19 protein-coding genes and 2 pseudogenes are annotated in these 17104 nt (G+C 66.9%); 13 read left to right on the top strand and 8 right to left on the bottom strand.

All coding sequences use genetic code 11. The features are described 5' to 3' along the window. From ACFVJQ_RS39705 to ACFVJQ_RS39720, 4 genes and pseudogenes are all read right to left on the bottom strand, one after another. Positions 1–426, bottom strand: a complete 426-nt coding sequence (locus ACFVJQ_RS39705) for a hypothetical protein (protein ID WP_385790662.1) — start codon at positions 424–426, stop codon at positions 1–3. Between the two features lie 141 nt (positions 427–567). Then, positions 568–1065 carry a hypothetical protein gene (locus ACFVJQ_RS39710; protein WP_385518277.1) on the bottom strand — a complete coding sequence of 166 codons (498 nt, stop codon included), beginning with the start codon at positions 1063–1065 and terminating at the stop codon, positions 568–570. Continuing rightward, complete coding sequence (locus ACFVJQ_RS39715; RefSeq protein ID WP_385518274.1) at positions 1062–3662, bottom strand: NACHT domain-containing protein; 2601 nt, start codon at positions 3660–3662, stop codon at positions 1062–1064. Before ACFVJQ_RS39715 ends, ACFVJQ_RS39710 begins: the two co-directional genes overlap by 4 nt. A 220-nt stretch (positions 3663–3882) precedes the next feature. Then, positions 3883–4568 (bottom strand): annotated as a pseudogene (locus tag ACFVJQ_RS39720) (FtsK/SpoIIIE domain-containing protein); the annotation flags it as partial. A 344-nt stretch (positions 4569–4912) separates the two neighbouring features. On the opposite strand from ACFVJQ_RS39720, the gene ACFVJQ_RS39725 reads away from it, so the two are divergent. Together ACFVJQ_RS39725 and ACFVJQ_RS39730 are read left to right on the top strand one after the other, a co-directional pair. Beyond that, the gene (locus ACFVJQ_RS39725) at positions 4913–5386 is read left to right on the top strand and encodes an ASCH domain-containing protein (RefSeq protein WP_385518271.1); all 474 of its coding nucleotides are present in this window, start codon (positions 4913–4915) and stop codon (positions 5384–5386) included. A 107-nt stretch (positions 5387–5493) separates the two neighbouring features. After that, entirely contained in the window at positions 5494–5799 is a 306-nt protein-coding gene (locus ACFVJQ_RS39730; RefSeq protein WP_385790664.1) for a hypothetical protein, read from the top strand. Between the two features lie 327 nt (positions 5800–6126). Here ACFVJQ_RS39730 and ACFVJQ_RS39735 read toward each other — a convergent pair whose 3' ends face one another. Next, positions 6127–6462, bottom strand: a complete 336-nt coding sequence (locus ACFVJQ_RS39735) for a hypothetical protein (protein WP_385518265.1) — start codon at positions 6460–6462, stop codon at positions 6127–6129. Positions 6463–7088: 626 nt separating this feature from the next. Here ACFVJQ_RS39735 and ACFVJQ_RS39740 point away from each other — a divergent pair. From ACFVJQ_RS39740 to ACFVJQ_RS39770, 7 genes and pseudogenes are all read left to right on the top strand, one after another. Further along, complete coding sequence (locus ACFVJQ_RS39740) at positions 7089–7415, top strand: hypothetical protein (protein WP_385518262.1); 327 nt, start codon at positions 7089–7091, stop codon at positions 7413–7415. A 623-nt stretch (positions 7416–8038) separates the two neighbouring features. Continuing rightward, entirely contained in the window at positions 8039–8260 is a 222-nt protein-coding gene (locus ACFVJQ_RS39745; RefSeq protein ID WP_385518259.1) for a hypothetical protein, read from the top strand. A 565-nt stretch (positions 8261–8825) separates the two neighbouring features. Then, the gene (locus ACFVJQ_RS39750; protein ID WP_385790667.1) at positions 8826–9014 is read left to right on the top strand and encodes a hypothetical protein; all 189 of its coding nucleotides are present in this window, start codon (positions 8826–8828) and stop codon (positions 9012–9014) included. 236 nt (positions 9015–9250) lie between these two features. Beyond that, entirely contained in the window at positions 9251–9709 is a 459-nt protein-coding gene (locus tag ACFVJQ_RS39755; protein WP_385790669.1) for a hypothetical protein, read from the top strand. A 445-nt stretch (positions 9710–10154) separates the two neighbouring features. Then, complete coding sequence (locus tag ACFVJQ_RS39760) at positions 10155–10421, top strand: hypothetical protein (RefSeq protein WP_385790671.1); 267 nt, start codon at positions 10155–10157, stop codon at positions 10419–10421. After that, complete coding sequence (locus ACFVJQ_RS39765) at positions 10418–10864, top strand: hypothetical protein (protein WP_385790673.1); 447 nt, start codon at positions 10418–10420, stop codon at positions 10862–10864. The genes ACFVJQ_RS39760 and ACFVJQ_RS39765 overlap by 4 nt, the downstream gene beginning before the upstream one ends. Beyond that, positions 10861–11592, top strand: a pseudogene (locus ACFVJQ_RS39770) (transposase); the annotation flags it as partial. The gene ACFVJQ_RS39765 and the pseudogene ACFVJQ_RS39770, both read left to right, overlap by 4 nt. A 74-nt stretch (positions 11593–11666) precedes the next feature. Here ACFVJQ_RS39770 and ACFVJQ_RS39775 read toward each other — a convergent pair. Both ACFVJQ_RS39775 and ACFVJQ_RS39780 read right to left on the bottom strand, forming a co-directional pair. Continuing rightward, complete coding sequence (locus tag ACFVJQ_RS39775) at positions 11667–12095, bottom strand: VOC family protein (protein ID WP_385790675.1); 429 nt, start codon at positions 12093–12095, stop codon at positions 11667–11669. A 441-nt stretch (positions 12096–12536) separates the two neighbouring features. Then, positions 12537–12800, bottom strand: coding sequence for a hypothetical protein (locus ACFVJQ_RS39780; RefSeq protein ID WP_385516600.1), 264 nt, complete (start codon positions 12798–12800; stop codon positions 12537–12539). A 327-nt stretch (positions 12801–13127) separates the two neighbouring features. Here ACFVJQ_RS39780 and ACFVJQ_RS39785 point away from each other — a divergent pair, with 327 nt between their 5' ends. The 4 genes from ACFVJQ_RS39785 (at position 13128) to ACFVJQ_RS39800 (ending at position 16628) form a co-directional block, all read left to right on the top strand. After that, positions 13128–13697: a DinB family protein gene (locus tag ACFVJQ_RS39785; protein ID WP_385790677.1), complete on the top strand. Its 570-nt coding sequence runs from the start codon at positions 13128–13130 to the stop codon at positions 13695–13697. Positions 13698–13888: 191 nt separating this feature from the next. Then, entirely contained in the window at positions 13889–14398 is a 510-nt protein-coding gene (locus ACFVJQ_RS39790) for a cupin domain-containing protein (protein ID WP_385790679.1), read from the top strand. Between the two features lie 178 nt (positions 14399–14576). Continuing rightward, positions 14577–16202: a multicopper oxidase family protein gene (locus tag ACFVJQ_RS39795; protein WP_385790681.1), complete on the top strand. Its 1626-nt coding sequence runs from the start codon at positions 14577–14579 to the stop codon at positions 16200–16202. Between the two features lie 135 nt (positions 16203–16337). After that, positions 16338–16628 (top strand): zinc-ribbon domain-containing protein, encoded by a 291-nt coding sequence (locus ACFVJQ_RS39800; RefSeq protein WP_385516657.1) that lies wholly within the window; start codon positions 16338–16340, stop codon positions 16626–16628. Positions 16629–16706: 78 nt separating this feature from the next. Here ACFVJQ_RS39800 and ACFVJQ_RS39805 read toward each other — a convergent pair whose 3' ends face one another. Continuing rightward, entirely contained in the window at positions 16707–17024 is a 318-nt protein-coding gene (locus ACFVJQ_RS39805; RefSeq protein WP_385516606.1) for a hypothetical protein, read from the bottom strand. Between the last annotated feature and the right edge of the window lie 80 nt (positions 17025–17104).

Consider the following 17104-nt stretch of genomic DNA (forward strand, 5'->3'; position numbering starts at 1 on the left):
TCAACGTCTTCTGGGCTCTGATCCGTGACCGGCGGTGCTACCAAGCCACGCCTCCTCCGGCCCCTCATGCCGCTTGACTTCCAGATTGGGAAGCGCGGTCTTCTTGCCGCACGCCGTCGTCTGCTCCTGATGCAGGTCGCGGCGGCCGTCCGTCTCCGTGTCATGGAGCGTCGGATGCCTCTGCGCGGCTTCCCGCTCGCGGATCAGCCGCCCATGGACGAGGGCCAGTGCTTCCCGGGCCTGCTTGTCGACGTCGTGAGCGAGCCGTGACGCCCTGACGCGCATCTCGGCAAGTCCCATGGCGACGTCACCGATCCCCTTCGGAGCCTCCTGCACGGCGCCGAGCGCGGCGGCGAAATCGTTGGAACGGATGACCTCCCAGGCGGCGGCCTCGGCGTTGCCCCGTTCGGCGCGGGGCTGCGCCATCAGTGCCTCGGCCTGGTCCAGGAGGCGGTTCGCCTCGGCGGCGTATGCCTGTCCATGGGGCTGGCCGCCAGCTCTCGTAGCCCCACGATCCAGGCCCGCACTTCTGTTCGTGACTCCTGCTCAGCCCCTTTCACCAGCCGGTTAAGGTGCGGGAGGCGGCTGTTGTGGCTGGGGCTGAGAAGCGGCGTTTGTTGCGTTGTTCGAGGCGCGTGAAACCTGCTTCATGTCGTCGGGGTCACTCCGGTGCAGCACGAAGACCTTCGCGAGCGCGAGCAGACTCGGGCCACACAGGATGACAGACAGCCAAGGGGCTGAGTCAACGACAGCAACGCCTGCAGCCAGAAGAGTGATCGATATGACTGCGCCGACGCTCACGTTCACAACATGTCGACGATGGCGCAACCTCTCAACCTGCGCGGCGGCTTCCCTCTCGCCTCGCTTCATCTCCCGCTCGTGATGCAGTTGAAGCCGGAGCCTGGTCTCGTCCGACCTCAGAGCCCGCTCAGCCTTTGCTGCAGAGAGAGCCGCCCGGAGCACGCCTGTGGGTACATCAGCCCATTGCGCAGCAAGCCGATGTGCCTCGGCCGCCATGGAGTCTTCGAGCGGATCAGGGAGGAACTCTGCATCGTCCGTAGTCACTCCCGGGTCCCCCCACCGCCGCTGTTGATGGGCTCGTAGTGATCTCTACCGGTCGCTTCCGGAGGCGGCCCAAGCTTCATGAACAGTGCGATGAGGTCGGTGTTGACGGCCTCCCGCGCCTCGCGTGCGAGGTGTTGTGCCTCATCTGGATCCAACGTGCCACCCTGACTTGAGGGAGTCAGATCAACCCCTTCAAACTCGTCTGCAGCATCGTCCAGGATCCGGGTCACAAGGGCAGCGTGTGAAGCAAGGAGATCATCAAGCGACCGCACATCACGGGCTCCCTCGCCCCTCGACAGGACGGATCCAGCGGAGGAGTTCGAGAGGGCGTCATCGGCCGGGACTTCTGGCTCGCGCCGGAGTACTGGATCCGGCACAAGTCCGGAAGGTCGACCAAGGTGGTGCTGGAGTCGAGCGTCGCGGAATTGGTAGACCGCACCGGCCTGGCGCAGGACGCCTCGTCGGTGGGCATCGTCGAGAAATTCGATCAGCGCCCAGGGCAAACGCCCCGTGAGCGGCAACCAGACACGTGCCAGGGCAACCCACTGCCCCCAAGCCGTCAAGCTGAACCAGGAAGCGAGCGCGAGTGCAAAGGCTGTCTGGAGCCCGGCCGTGAGACCGAACCCAGACCCTGCCGTGAACACGTTGATCGGCCCGGCTACGAGCCCGAACACGGACCCCCAGGTGAGTAGAGAGAAGACCACGTGCCGACGGTCTGTGTTCAATAGGTCGGCGGGACTGGTGGCAGACCCGATGTCGATCGGGGCCTCCAGCCAGGCCATGAGCCCGAATACCAGCCCGGTTCCGAGCCCGACCCCCGGCACGAACACGAGCGCGCTGTCGAGCCGACCGTCGAGTACAAGGCCCGCGAGCGCGACCTGATCCATGAGCTGCAGCACCAGCGCGGCCAGGAGCCCGAGGACGAGCCCGATTGTGAAGCTGGGGAGGAACCTCGCGTGATCAGTTCTGGGGCTGCCGAAGACCCGGACACGTATGCGCGTTGGTACTGCCGCTCTCCGATCACCGACCACCCCATAGACGATTCCGGAGCCGAGTCCGGCCACAAGCCCGTGCGAAAGCCCGACCATGAGCCCACGCTTGAGCACGTACCCGAGCCCGTGCGACGTTGCGATCAAGTCCACGGCGACGTTCCCGAGCCCGGTTGTAACCCCGACGACCACGGCGGTCAGGAGCCCGAGCGCAGACATGCGGGAGAAACGGTTCATGGTGGTGCCCAAGCGCCACCAGGCCAGGTCGGGGCTTCGGAGCTGGTTGGCGTGGTGGGCGAGGTAGCCGAGCCAGTGCCGGGTGCGTTCCGGGGCGAAGCCGCGGCGGGACCGGCCGCCCCGACCCTGCTCGGGTCGTCGGCGGTAGACAGTGGGGAGGAAGCTGCCCAGAAGATGGTCTTCCAGCTCCTCCGGGCTGCCGAACCTCTGGGCGTCAAGGAGCTCTGAAGGGTCGCGACCAGGGGTGTCGCTGTAGGTGATGCGGGCGAGCGCGACCATCAGGGGGGTCGCCAGGACTGCGGCGAGAGGTGACTCCGGCCGCTTACGCAGTTCGGCCAGTACGGGGTCCCAGGCGTTCTCGGTGGGGTGCGCGCGGCCTGTCTTGCGGGTGGTGAGGGGAAGGTAGTGGGCCAGGTCGTCGAGGGTGAGGTCGCTGAGTTCGATCGCTGCGGCGGAGGCCAGTACGTCGATCTCGGCGACCGCGGCGGCGTATTCGGCGGAGCGGCTGGTGAACAGCAAGGGGATGGTAGTGGCGTTGAGAGCCACAAGCGCGGGGCGGCGCAGACCGTCGGCGAGCTCGTCGAAGCCATCCAGCACCGGGAGCAGGCGGCCGGAGTCGACCAGCGTGGAGGCCGCGCTCACCCCACCGGAACCTCGGGCGGCCAGACCCGGGTGATCGCGTATCAGCTGATCGATCAGCCAGTCCCGCAGGGAGGTGGCGGTGGGATTCCATGCGCCGATGCTGAAGATCACCGGCACGGGTTCCCCGGGGGTGCGCGATGCCAAGTAGTCGAGGACGAAGCGCAGGGCCAAGACCGTCTTTCCCGAGCCGGCCCTGCCCAGGACCACCAGTCGTCCGGACGGGATACGCCGGTAGACATCGGCGATCTTGTCCAGTTGGCCGTCCAGATTGAGGGGGGAGGCCGTGACATTCGCGCGTTGCCGGAGAATTTTGGCCCAATGGTCGGTCAGTGTCTCGGGGCCTGTTCGCCAGCGGACCGGCAGTGGGAACGGGTCCTGGACCTGGCGTTGTTCTTCTTCGCGCTGCCAGCGGGTGGCCACCTGCCTCGCGAGTTGCTCGGCTGCGGGATCGCCGAGGGGCTCGGACTGCTCCGGACCGGGCAGGTACAGATTGAGCAGGTCCGGATTGAGCAGGCCAGCGGCGGTCAGTAACACCTCGCGCTCCTCGGGACCCAGCGCCAGCCCCTCGGCCAGCTCCTCCACCGTGCTCGTATGAGGGTTGGAACGCTGCCCGTTCTCCAGGGCGCGGATGCTATGCACACTCAACCCGCTGCGCTCCGCCAGTTCCTCCTGGGTCATCCCCGCCCGCACCCGCAGTTGCCTCAACACCGCGCTGAACTCACTGGCCACGGTGACGACCCTTCCCCCGGGTAAATCGTCTTTCCCCAGGTAACGACTCTAGCGTGGCCACCGGGTCGAAAGCGGCTGATCTGCTGGCCCGTTCGCCGTTCACCACCAAGGCCATGGCGCTGGGTTGCGCTGCGATGTCCTGCCGCGTGAATCACGGTGGCTGTCGCAGAGACTTGTCGCGGCGATCACTGGGATTCTCCAGGGACGTGGCGTGATGCGGTCACGCCGACCGGGGATGAGCGTAGGCGCGGGCCAGTAGGTCAAACGGTCGGGGCCGCGCGACCGGGCTCGGTGTCTCGACGGGCCGGAAGGGCTTGAGCGCGGGCAGGTCGGGGACCAGGTGGGCCGACTCGCGGCAGGTCTCGGCGGCGTCGCCGAGGGAGAGGTACGGCGTGCGGATGCGGGACCAGCCGCCGGAGGTGTCACCGGCCACGGCGAGGCCGGGCCGTTCGGGAGCGATGTCGCCGAGTGCCATCTTGGCGGAGGCTTCGTCGTTGACGCGGTGGCAGACGCGGCCGGCCAACTGGGCCCGCAGCATGGTCGCGCCCTTGCCGAGTTCGGCGCCGAAGCGCTGGCCTCAGACTTCCAGGTAAATGCCGACCGCACGGCCGAGCTGGGCGAGCCGGATGAGCTGGGTGACCATCTCGTCCCGGTGTTCCTCGTCCTTTTTCATGGCGACGAGGAAGACTTCGGCCACCTCGTCGACGAACAGTACGACGAATACCGGGCGTTCGTGCTCGGGCAGCCCCAGCTGTCGGAAGCGCTCTCCTCGTTGGGAGTGTTCGGCGCGATGCCCTGTCGGGACTTGATCAGGTCGTATCGGTCCTCCATCTCCTTAGATGAGCACGGGCAGCGTTCGGCGACCTGCTCCGGGTCGGTGGCGAGCGCCGACAGGCGCGGAGCGAAGGTGTGCCACCGACTGAGTTACAACCTTCTTCACGGGGTCAAGCACCCGTCGTCGCTTCGCTCCCCCGGGCGGGCGCGGGCGGCCGGCGGAGCATGAGGTCAGAACACGTCGTGGCTGGGGCGGTCGGCTCCGCGGCTTCAGCCAGCCACTTTGGCGCGAGCCTCGAAGATCATGGCCCAACGTCGTGCTTTAACGGGCAGGTCCACAGACTGCCCGACGCGCCGGAAGCTTACGGAGCCATGATCACTCGCGCCAAAGCAGCTCCCGGCCAAAGTCGCTCCACCGGCCGCGTGGGCGCGTTAACGTTCTGGCTCGCCCCGGGGTGGGTCGTTACGGTGACCGCATGACGCCCGACTCCACCTCACCCGCAGACATCGCGTCGATGCCCAGGATGGAGTTCGCCTTCCCTGGCCCACTGCGCGACCAGCTCGTCGCAGCGATCCTCAACGGTTCCAAGACCTCTACGACAGCACTCGTCGTCGACTACGAGCATGAGGGAGAGCCCCTGCCGGAAGTCGGGAACCGTTCGGTGGTCATCGACTCGGACGATCGTCCGGTCGCGGTCATCGAGGTGACCAGCGTGCGCGTCGTCCCGCTGGCGCAGGTGGATCTTGCCCACGTGGTGGACGAGGGAGAGGGGGACACCAGCGTCGCCGAGTGGCGCGAAGGCCACGAACGGTTCTGGCACAGCGAGGAGATGCGTGCGGCCTTGGAGGACCCCGACTTCACCGTCGACGACACGACGCTGGCGGTTCTGGAACGCTTCCGCCTCATCGCCGACCTTCGCCCCGCCGATGCTGCCCGGATCGACGAGTGACGACGTGCCCCTGACATGCCCGACCGAACAGCGAGTAGCGGGGAGTCTCGGGGAACAGCGGAGCGCCATCCGGAAACACGCAGGTCATCCCCTGACAGGATCGGCTCATGACCGAATACGCCTGGCCGGACGATCCGTCCCCTGAGCAGATCCGCCGAGAGTGGTCAGCAACCGTGTCCGCGCTGCCCGTAGGCACCCGCATCAATGGTCAGGTCATCGTCCGCCGGCCCTTCGGTGTCTTCATTCGTATCGACGATGTGCCCAATGCGGTCGGGCTGGCAGATATCGGCTCCATGCCACCCGGTGCGAGTCTTCCAGCGCTGGGAGCTCGGGTCAGTGGTGAGGTCGTCTGGCACACCGATCACAACTGCGAGGTGAGGATCAGACTCAGCGAGTGGTTTGATCACGGCTGAGCGGGTCGGCGGCGCGTGCCTTTTGTGTGCCCGATCTGCCGGGGAGTAGCGGGGAACCGCGAGTGATCACGGTGCACGAGCTTGAGTACGGCCCCCACCCTGCTGGCTGGTCAGGGGCCGTTCATCTGCGGTGGGTGCGGGATTTGAACCCACGGTGACATCGCTGCCACGACGGTTTTCAAGGCCTCTGCCCGGCTGTCGGCCGCCCCCGCGCGTCTGTACCGCCGAACACCGATGAGCCAACGCTACGACTCAGCCTGAAAGCGCCTGATGCGGGTTCCAGTCGGTTGCCAGGAGGCCATCAACGACCTCATCGCGTTGGCCTGGTCACTGATCGCAGGAAACCTCAGCCAACCATTCCGGGGAGTAGCACTCGACGAACGACCACTTCTGGTCCGAGTAGCGGTCGTCCGTGCTGTCGGTGTACACCTCAAGCCTGGCTTGCGGCGTCAAGCGGTAGTACTCGCGAATCGGGTCACCCTCCACAGTGGGATAAGTGACCTTCAGTTCTGCGCCCTCACCGCTCTTAAGGGCTCGCCGGAGGCAGATGATTTCCCGCACCGCCTGCTTCTGCATCTCCTCACCCTGGGCCAAGCTCACCTCGCCACAACTTGAAAACTCAGCTCTCGACTCCCAGCGGTCCTTGACCGGATCGTCCAGCATGCCGCAACCTCCAGCCAGCAAGGGCGCGGCCACTACCGCGACGAGCCGCGCGCGGACCGGAACAGCCGCCACACAGCGACGACGGGCCCTGCTCCCACCCGTCGTCCGCGCCAGGTCCGCCGGCTCCACCCGTCGCAATTGGTCCGGCACGTCGTCGGCATACACGGGCAGACCCGTCTTCGCTCCCAAAGCCCCTCTCCAAACCAAATGCTTGATCGCGGCTGCACCATACCCGCCAGCTCCGAGATGAGATGCACGTCGAGTGGCTTGAACAGCGACGGCGCCCGGTACAGCAACGCAGTACCCGCAACCACCACAACCGACGCCGACCGATAGCGTCCCTCCGGGTCCTCGAAGCGGCCGGCATGGCTGTCGCTGACCGACCTGGGCAGAGCTACGGATCAGAAGGCTTCTGACATCCACGGCTGACATCAACGACGCCGGACGGAGGCGTTCATCAGTGTCTTCGTCCGGATGTCACACCAGTCGACGACAGTAGCCGGAGCGGACTCGGATCGAACTGCGGGTGTCGCAGGTTCGAATCATGCCGGGATACTGTCGGCGGGACAGCTTCCCCGCGGAGAGGTCGAGGTATGGACACTGCCCCGCGTGGCTCTGGAGGCTGCTTGGCCTTCCGTGTCGCAGTGGCCGCTGCTGCCTTCGTCACTGTGTGGTGGGGGTTCGCCGGGCTAATTACCGAGAATTTCGGTAACGACTGCCTCTTCTACTTCGGCGTCACAGGACCGCGAGCCGAGCACTGTTACCGGGTGAACGAACGGGCGGAGGCATGGCTCCCCTGGCTGGTGTCCGCCGCGTGGATCAGCGCGGTTCTGATTCTCTTCCTGCCACGCTGGTTTCCTCCGGGGCGACGCACGGCCGCCGGCATCGCCGTCGCCAGCCTGATCGTCGCCGTGGTGCTCGGAGCCCATGCCATAGCCGTCTCTGGGCCATGAGGGGCTACGGCACCGGGCGTGAGTGGTGAGCCAGCCGTACAGCAGCGGAGTACAGCAACCACAGCGACCGCAGCCAACCGACAACGGCCCTCAACGGTCGCCTGACCGGCCCACCAGACCTCAATACACTCCCAGCCAGTAGGTCGGGACGAAGAAGTCGTGCCAAAACCGTGCCAGGTCGTGCGGGGAAACACGGGGAATGGCGGGGACCAGGTAGTCGACCGGTCAGGTGCGTAGCCGCTTCGCAACAGGTCAGCCGCCAACCGCCCACATGAGACCCAAGCTTCCCAAGCTGAGGTCCAGGAAGCTGCTGGCTCGCACGGGCGGGACGTCGCGGCTTGCTCTGGTCGACGACACGAGCCAGTAGTGACTGAGGCCGGCGGGGTGGCCGGAGCGTACGCGCCTGATCGATCGGCGCACTCGTGGCTGACTTCGCCGGCTGAGGTTCGTGCCACAACCGTGCCGGAGGCAGGGGGCAGCCACTGTCCGCGAAGGAGACCTGCGGTCGAGTTTCGCCTCACCTTGTCTCAAAACGCCAGGTCAGTGGCATGACGCGGTTGCTGCCATCCGGATCTGTGCCAACGGACACAGCGAGCGGGATACACGTAGGCTCATACTGAGTCATGACAAAGCCTGCGGCACCGAAGCGTCATTTGCCTACCAGCCCCTTCAAGGCCCCGGTCACACCGGCTCCCAAACACTTCGCCATGGGCGACCAGGTCACACACGACGTGTACGGCCTCGGCCGGGTAGTCGGCATCGAGGACGGAATCGCGGCGCTCGTGGATTTCGGCTCGGCACAAATGCGGATCTTGAGCCCGTACGCCAAGATGACCAAGCTCTAGGACCACCGTGCCCGGTTACGGCACGCCAGGTCCCATCAGGGACCTGCAACGAAAGGCAGACCTCTCATCGACCCGACGTCGCTGTTCTCCGCCCTGGAAGGGCAACCCCGCCGTTCCACTGCAGTATCGCCGCCTCCGACGACAAACCCATTCCAGGCCCCGGACTTCGGAGAAGACGAGATCTTCTCCTCCGAGGATGCACAGATGCCCGCCCCGGGCACGCGTGCGGCGCGGCCCAAGGCTGCCTAGCGGTGGTTTCGACAGCTACCCGCGGGCTGTCTGAGGTGCTGCGGTCGGAGTGCGGCCGTCTCAGTTTCCGTCTCATTCAGCCCCGTTCACGGTCGTTCAGGCGAGGGCCAAAGCCGTCCCGGCATCAGCAGCCAGTCGCCCATGAACGCAGATGAACGCCCTGGCACACAGCCCACCATCCCACCAACACAGTTGGAAAGCGTGTGGGCTGGCAGCTGCATACTGCCTCGCCGGTCGGCCGCGGCACGCGTATGGTCACGCGTCGGGGACGACTCGCTGATGCACGGCACGAACAGCGCCGGGGAACAGGGGGACCATGAGCCGGAGACGCTACGTCGCCAGGGGCGTGCCAGGTGGGTACCGGGTCTGGGACAACCGAGGATGTCGATGGTGGGGCGATCTCTACGAGTTGTGTCCTGACGATCTCGTGGCCGAGCTCAACGGCCGGGCGGACCACGCGCGGATCACTGCGCTCATGAAGCGCTACAGGGCGCAGAAGCGGTAGGTGACGTTGGGGCGTGATGACGAATGCGCGCCCCACAACCGCACCAGATCGGGCGGGGAACAGCGGGGAATCACGGGGAAAGCGTCACCGTCTGCCAAGACTAGCTGTCGACCATTCGCCCAGGTCAGCGCCGCATCGAGCCCCAGATCCTCTCGGCTTCCCAGGCTGATGCCGCCAACCGAGTCACCAGTAGCAAAGCCCTGCCCTCGGAAGATTCGAGTGTCTACGATCGCGCGGTGAGCTACGACATCTACTTCTTGAGCCGACGCGACGGGCAGTCCTGGGATGAGGTCCTGGAGGCGATGGAAGACACAGCCGAGGACAGCGAGCCGATCACTGCCCGCCTCCTCGAAGCTTGGGACCGAATAGTGCCGCAGGCTCGGACCCTGCTGGGCGAAGTAGAGGTCACGGAGTACGAGCAGGAGTCGCGGGACCTGAGCCACTCGGGCACCGGCATCGACCTGTCCGTCTTCGGTGACGAGGTGAGCATCACTGTGCCCTACTGGCATGCGGGGGACGACGCTGCGGTCGTGCTCGGCAAGGTCTTCGCCCTTGCGGCCATCGTCGAGAAGGAGACCGGGCTGACCGCCTACGATCCCCAGACAGAACGTCCGCTGGCGGAGATACCACCGCAAGGCGCGATCGGGCTGATGTCTCGGATCACCGAGGATTTGCGCAGCCGCTACGGCGGTTGAGCACCGGGCAACGGCGGAGCCGACCGGGTTCCGAGCCGTCTGCTCGCCGCGTGCCACAGTCGTGCCAGACACAGGGGTCAGCCGCGGTTAACAGTGGTGACTGGCAGGCACCATCATGCCGACTAGCTCGGCCGAGGTATCCGCAGGTCACCTGCCGCACCACCCAGCCTCTCTCCTAAAGCGGATGTCGCAGGTTCGAATCCTGCCGGGGGCACCACGCTTTGCCGCAGCCCGCGAGCACCGCAAGGCCCCTGTGACCGTCACGCTCTGGCTCCGATCTCCCTGATCGAAGCATGAAGTGGCTGCCGAGGATGACGGCAGCCGAGGTACCCATACAGGGCTCAGACTCCGCCGGTGACGACACCGAACCGATCCGGATGACAACGCCGTAGGCGCGGCCCCAGAAGAGCAGGCCGCAACACGCAGGTCGTGGCATACTTGAAGTATGGCAACTCGGAAGATCACCATCACCGTGCCGGAAGAGCTGGTGGAATCGATCAAGGAGCGCGTCGACGCGCGCGGGGTGTCCAGCTACATCGCGGCCGCCGCCGCTCATCAGGACGCCATGGACCGACTGCGCGAGCTGGCCGAACGTCTCGAAGAAGAGCACGGCACCGTGACGGACGACGAGCAGCAAGCAGCGCTGGACCGCATCGCCGCGATTGACGGCTGGCATGACGAGCAGCGCTCGCGTTCGGACGAGGCCGCGTGAGCCGCACCGCCCGAGCGAAACTGCACCGGCCGCGACAGCGCGTCTTCGTGTTCGACTCCGAGGCCCTCTCCAAGGCGGTACAGGGCGATCGGGAGATGGCTGCGCTGATCAAGACGGCTCCGCGGCTCGACATCCCGATCGTCACCTCGGCACTCACGACCTTGGAAGCATGGGACCCTCGCGAAACGTCGAGGCAGGCACTATGGAACTGGACGCTGTCCCGGATCCGCGTCGTGCACACGGACGACCAGGTGATCACCATGGCGCGCGACATGCTGAAGACAGCCGGCCTGCATGGGCACAAGTACGCCATCGACGCCGTTCTGGCGGCTGTGGCCGGGCGGGAAGCCGCGCAGGGAGCTGAGGCAACCGTCTTCACCTCCGACACCGACGACATGAATCAACTCCTCGCGGGACACTCCGTGCGAGTCGAGAAGGTCTGACGAAACGCCGCCCGCACACTCACTCCGACGACTCGTTCGGCAAGCTGGTTACTGCGATGCGGCGCGAGGGCGCGGACCCGGTGCGCAAGGGCCGGCCGTGGAGCCTGACACTGGAGGACCGGGTCCTGCCAGTAGCGGCCTACTGGCGTACGAACTTGACGCTGCGGCAGCTCGCCCCGCTGTTCGGGGTGTCGAAGTCGGCCGCTGACCGCATCATCGGCCACCTCGGGCCGTCGCTCGCGCTCCAGCCCCGCAAGCGGTTCCGTAAGGACGCCGCGCTGATCGTCGACGGCACTCCGGTCCCACGCAGGATCATACGGTTGCCGAGCAGTCGAAGAACTACCGGTACTCGACCAACCACCAGGTCGTCATCGACGCCGACACCCGACTCGTCGTCGCCGTCGGCCGGCCGGTCACCGGCAACCGCAACGACTGCAAGGCGTGAGAACTGTCCGGTGCGAAGGCCGCCGTCGGCCGGGCCACGGTCATCGCGGACGGCGGCTACCGGGGCACCGGCCTGCTCATCCCGCACCGCCGCGAACGCGGCCGGACCGAACCGCCTGCACGGAAGGAGGAACACCTCCCGCCGCAAGGTCCGGGCCCCCGTCGAGCACGTCTTCGCGCGGATGAAGACCTGGAAGATCCTTCGCGACTGCCGTCTGAAGGGCGACGGCATTCACACCACGATGCTCGGCATCGCCCGGCTGCACAACCTCGCCCTCACGGGACAACTCCCGCCCCCTACGAGACCAGAGAGGTCCAAGGGAGGCGGCCCTCCCCACCTCGCCAGCTCGGAGGATGCTCAGTCGAGACAGAACTCGTTGCCCTCGATGTCCTGCATCACGATGCAGGAATCGTTGCCGTCATACAGGAGTCGCACGCGTACCGCGCCGAGCGGGACCAGTCGTGCGCACTCGGCCTCGAGCGCGGCCAGGCGCTCTTCCCCCACAAGCCCGGTACCGACTCTCACGTCAAGATGCAGCCGATTCTTGGCGACCTTGCCTTCGGGGACGCGCTGAAAGTACAGTCGCGGGCCCACACCTGAGGGATCAATGCATGCGAACCATGAACCCTGATCCTCGGGAGCCTGAGAGCGGTTGAAATCGTCCCAAGTGGCGAACCCCGCCGGTGGCGGCGGTACGACGTACCCCAACACCTCGCACCAAAAGCGAGCGAGACGCTCAGGTTCCGCGCAGTCAAAGGTGACTTGGAACTGCTTGATCGATGACACAGGCGCACCATAACAGGGGGACTCTGTTGCTCATCTCCCGGTGGGAATCTGCATGTTGACGGGAGGACGGTCCTTGCGAGCCGCTGCTGTGTCGTGCGGTCGCAGGGGTTGACCAATGTCGATGCCTCCAAGCGGCAACGGGCTTCGACGATACGACCTTGCTCGCGGGCGATGAGGAGCCATGGGGGCCGAGTAAACGCGCAGACGGGTTCGGGGAGTTCGTGACTTTGCTCGACCGGCTGCCGAGCGAGGATCTCCATCACGAGCGGGGCGCGCCTACGGCCGCGGTGCCGTGGCGGGCGTCGTGGAGTCGGATGACCCGGATGCCGACGGACTGGGCGACGCGCGCGAAGGAGCGGTACACGGTGTGGTCCACAGACTGCGCGACGTTCCGGAAGCATCCGGGGCCATGATCCCTTGTCCCGAAGCAGCCCCGCCGGTCTACTCCTGAATCGGCAGGTCCGGATGCGTCAGTACAAAGACCATGTACGCGACCGCAGCCGCCGTTCCCAGGGACGAGAGCACCAGGCCGGCCAGCGGCTCAGCACGGCTCGCGCTTTGATGCGAGGCGGCGCGGTATTCGATGGCACCTCGGACAAGGCCTGCCAGGCCCAGCGGCAAGGCCAGCAGCCAGACGAGTGTCCAGAAAGGGCAGCAGAACCAGAACGCAACTGAGGCCCCGCCGAAAACGACGGCACGACTCATCCGCCCCGATCCGTCGCCAGTCGGGTCATCAGTACCAGTCACGCGCTGATCAAAGCAGCATGGGAGTGAAGCTCAGCAACCGCCCCGGCAAGCGCCGTTCCCCTCGCGTGCCCGATCGAGGGGGGTGCCACGGGAACACCCGGCGATCACAGTGCACGGCATGCGGACGGCCCCGGTCAGGTGCGAGTAACCTGCCTGCCTCTGCCAGCACTTGGAAGCGGGCAGGAAGCATTCACGGCGAAGGCGCAGTACCCCGCTGGAACGACCGCGCACACCCGTTCGCCCGGACCGAAACTGGCTGGCGAGCTCGGGCCCTCACGGACGAGCATGGCACGCATGAGTGATCAACCCGCACGATGGAGCCAGGCAACCACCTACCCCGACATGTGGGCCGACCCGGACGACGACCCCCGCAACAGCGAAGGTGCCAGTCCGGACGGCGAGCTGGCGACGCTGCAGGACTTCCTGACGGGCTATCGCATGACCCTGCGGATGAAGTGCGAGGGCCTGGATGCGGAGCAGCTGGCCCGTCGGTCGGTTCCGCCGTCGACGATGTCGCTGCTCGGCCTGATCCGGCACCTCGCCGAGGTGGAACGGGACTGGCGCAACTGGATCAGCGACGGTGATCCGCTGCCGAAGCTGTACGGCGAGCGTGACGCGGACTTCGACGGAGTTGTCGCCGAGCAGGCCGAGGTCGATGCTGCCTACTCCGATCTGGAGCGCGAGCAGGCCGCGCTGGACGCCGCGCTGGCCGAGCACCCGGATCTGGGTGAGCGTCTGGGCAAGGACAAGATCGCGGTTCGGGAGCTGATGGTGCACATGATCGAGGAGTACGCCCGTCACTGCGGGCACGCCGACCTGTTGCGCGAGTGCATCGACGGAAGGGTGGGCCAGTGACGAGTCCGGGTGTCCGACCTACTCGGCGAGAGTCGCGAGGCCTCCTCGGGTGATCTCCGACGGGGCGCGCCGGTGGAGCAATCACGGGGACTCCGGGGCGAGCGGTGAGGTGGGGTGGGCCCGCCGGGCACCTTCCAGGAATCGGGCATAGGACGACGGAAGGTAGTGAAAGCGACACCTGGGAGGCCGTGATGGCGGCTCTCCGCTTCGTAGTCGAACCGGACGAGGGAAATTCGATCTGGCTCGCGGGTCTGGGGGTCGATTTCAAGATCGGGGGTGAGGACACCGGCAACCAGTTCTCGATCGTCGAGCACCCGATCGAACCGGGCCGTCTTGTACCGCCGCACGTGCACAGCCGTGAGGACGAGTTCACCTACGTCCTGCAGGGCCGGGTCGGCGCCCGGGTGGGTGACCACGAGGCAACGGCAGGGCCGGGCTCGTACCTCATCAAGCCGCGAGGGATCCTGCATACCGTCTGGAACGCCGGACCGGAACCGGCGAGGGTCCTGGAGATCATCTCCCCCGCCGGCTTCGAGGGGTTCTTCGAAGAGTTGGGGAGGGCCGCCGAGACGGCGGCCGATCCTGCCGAGTTCCTCCAGCGACGCGCCGAGCTGGGCGAGCAGTACGGTCTGGGGTTCTCGGACGAGTGGGTCGCCGAACTCACCGCCAGGTACGGGCTCAAGCTGCTCGGCGAACCGTGACCGCGGGACACGCCGCCCGTCCTCCAGTCGGCTTCGTCCCACCGGGTTTGGGCGGGGAGCCCGTGTGGGGCGGCAGCACCGCGGTGGCACCTGCGCCCCCAAGGGCCGCGCCCCCGATTCGTGAGACGCGCCGCATCGGTTCTCACATATGAGACCACAAGACAGGTCTTATTTACCCATGAACACATATACGCGGCGCACCTTGCTCGGTGCCTCGATCGTGGCGGCCGGCTCGGGAGTCCTGACCGCCTGTTCCGGGTCCGGCGTGTACCCCGGGACCACCGGCCGGACGGGCGGCGCCCACCCCGGAGGCACCGGCCGGGCGGGTGGCGGGTACAGCGGTGGCGGCTTCGTCCCCAAGGGGCCCAAGGGATACGTCAACCCGTCCGATCCCGAGGTCGTCGCCGCCGAGAGGAAGCGCGGGTCCGGCCCCGTCCGCAGGTTCACGCTCACCGCCACCGAGACGTCCCTCGACCTGGGCGGACGGACTGTCAGGTCATGGGCGTACGGCGACACGCTGCCCGGCAAGGAGATCCGGATCACCGCGGGTGACGTACTCGATCTCACGCTCGCCAACCATCTGCGCGAGGCGACGACGCTGCACTCGCACGGTATCCGGATGCGCTGCGACATGGACGGCGTACCGGGCCTGACCCAGTACTCCATCAAGCCCGGCGCGGACTTCACCTACCGCTTCGCCGTGGCGCACCCGGGCACGTATTGGCTGCATTCGCACTCGGGCATGCAGCTCGACCGCGGCCTGTACGCCCCGCTGATCGTCGAGGATCCCAAGGAGCCGTTGTCCTACGACAAGGAGTGGGTCGTCGTCCTGGACGACTGGCTGGACGGCGTGGCCGGATCCACCCCGGACGGCGTGCTCGCGCAGTTGCGGAACGGCAACGGCGAGCCGATGGACATGGGTGAGGCAGACGTACACAACGGTTCGGGCCATGACAGGTCCGTCGGCCCCTCCCGCATCCTGCAGGGCTCCCACAGCCGCATCCTGCACAGCGAGGGAGGCAACGTCGACTACCCGTACTACCTGGTCAACGGCCGCCTTCCGCAGGCTCCCTCGGTTTTCCGGGCCCGCCCCGGGGACCGCATCCGGCTGCGGATCATCAACGCCGGGGGCGACACGGCCTTCCGGGTGGCACTGGGCGATCACGAGATGACGGTGACGCACACGGACGGCTACCCGGTCGAGCACACGAAGACGGACGCGCTGCTGCTCGGTATGGCCGAACGCTACGACGTGCTGATCACCGCCAAGGACGGGGTGTTCCCGCTGGTCGCGCTCGCCGAGGGCAAGGGCGCGCGTGCCCTGGCAGTCCTGCGCACCGGCAGCGGGACACTCCCCCGGCCCTTCGTGCATCCGGACGAGCTCGAGGGCCGGGTCGTGCCCGCCAGACGGCTCGTGCCGGACGAGTCCGTGGCCTTCAGCGACCGTGACCCGGACCGCGAGATGCGCATCAAACTGACCGGCGGCATGGAGAACTTCGACTGGGGCTTCGATCACAAGCCGTACTCCATCGAGCAACGCGTCCCGGTCCGGGAAGGTGAACGAGTCCGCCTGAGCCTCATCAACGCCACCGACATGTGGCACCCCGTGCACCTGCACGGCCACACGTTCGCCCTCACCGGCATCGACGCGGCCGGAGCCCGCAAGGACACCGCCCACGTACTGCCCCACCGCAAACTCGTCATCGACTTCTACGCCGACAACCCGGGCCTGTGGATGCTGCACTGTCACAACCAGTACCACTCCGAGTCCGGAATGATGACCATCCTCGGCTACCGGAAGTGACGACGGCACCGGCTCCCCTGCCATCTGCGCGTACCAGCCCTTGCGTCCGGTGGACGGGAGGACTCCGGCGTTCGCGTGAGCCCCCTGCTCGGTGGCACTGTGTCGGTAGGCGCCGACCCGGGAAGGACCGAGATCGTGATCATCTTTGGCACCAAGGGATATCTGTACCAGCTCGCGATACTGACGCTCGTGTGCGGGCAGTGCGGTAACCCCGCCGCGCACACGCTCAGGAAGCGCGTCACGAAGTTCACGCTGTTCTTCGTGCCGCTGTTCCCGGTCTCGACGAAGTACATGACCCAGTGCACCTTCTGCAGCGCGGAACAAAAGGTGTCCCAGGCACAGGCGGAGCAGCTTCAGGCGCAGGCTGCCGGCGGCCCGCACGGCCAGGCCTACGGGCAGTCGCAGCAGCAGCCGTACCAGTCCTGAGCCCACCGGCGCGGGGTCCCGGCGTCGGCCGCCGGGGGCCCGGCACGGCGGGCCGGGTCGACAGCGGCGTGGCGCAGGTCAGGCCCCCGCTCCCTGTTCCAGGCCGAGCAGAACGTCCCCGATGTGGGCATGGTCCACAACGGCGCGTACGGCCTGCGCGAGGTTCGGCAGCCCCGTGGCCACCCGGTCCTCGGCGAAGACGCGGCCAGGACGGACCCGGGCGTACGCGGCCCAGGTCCCGGCCTCGGACGGGATGACGCGGCCGACCGGAAACCCGCCGGGAAACCCGTCGTCGACGCAGACGTACACCACCACCCCGGCACGCCTGCGCTCCGGCGTGAGGAACAGCCTCCGCTGTTGCAGCAAGCTCGTGAGAGACCCGTCGTCGACCGCCACGTCCGTGTTCCCTTCTCGAAAGGACGGCGGCCGTCCCCCCGCATACGGCCGCCGCCCGGTACGGCGCACCCTCCGGCACT

It is taken from the genome of Streptomyces sp. NPDC127197 (assembly GCF_042672405.1).
GTDB classification, from domain to species: domain Bacteria; phylum Actinomycetota; class Actinomycetes; order Streptomycetales; family Streptomycetaceae; genus Streptomyces; species Streptomyces flavusporus.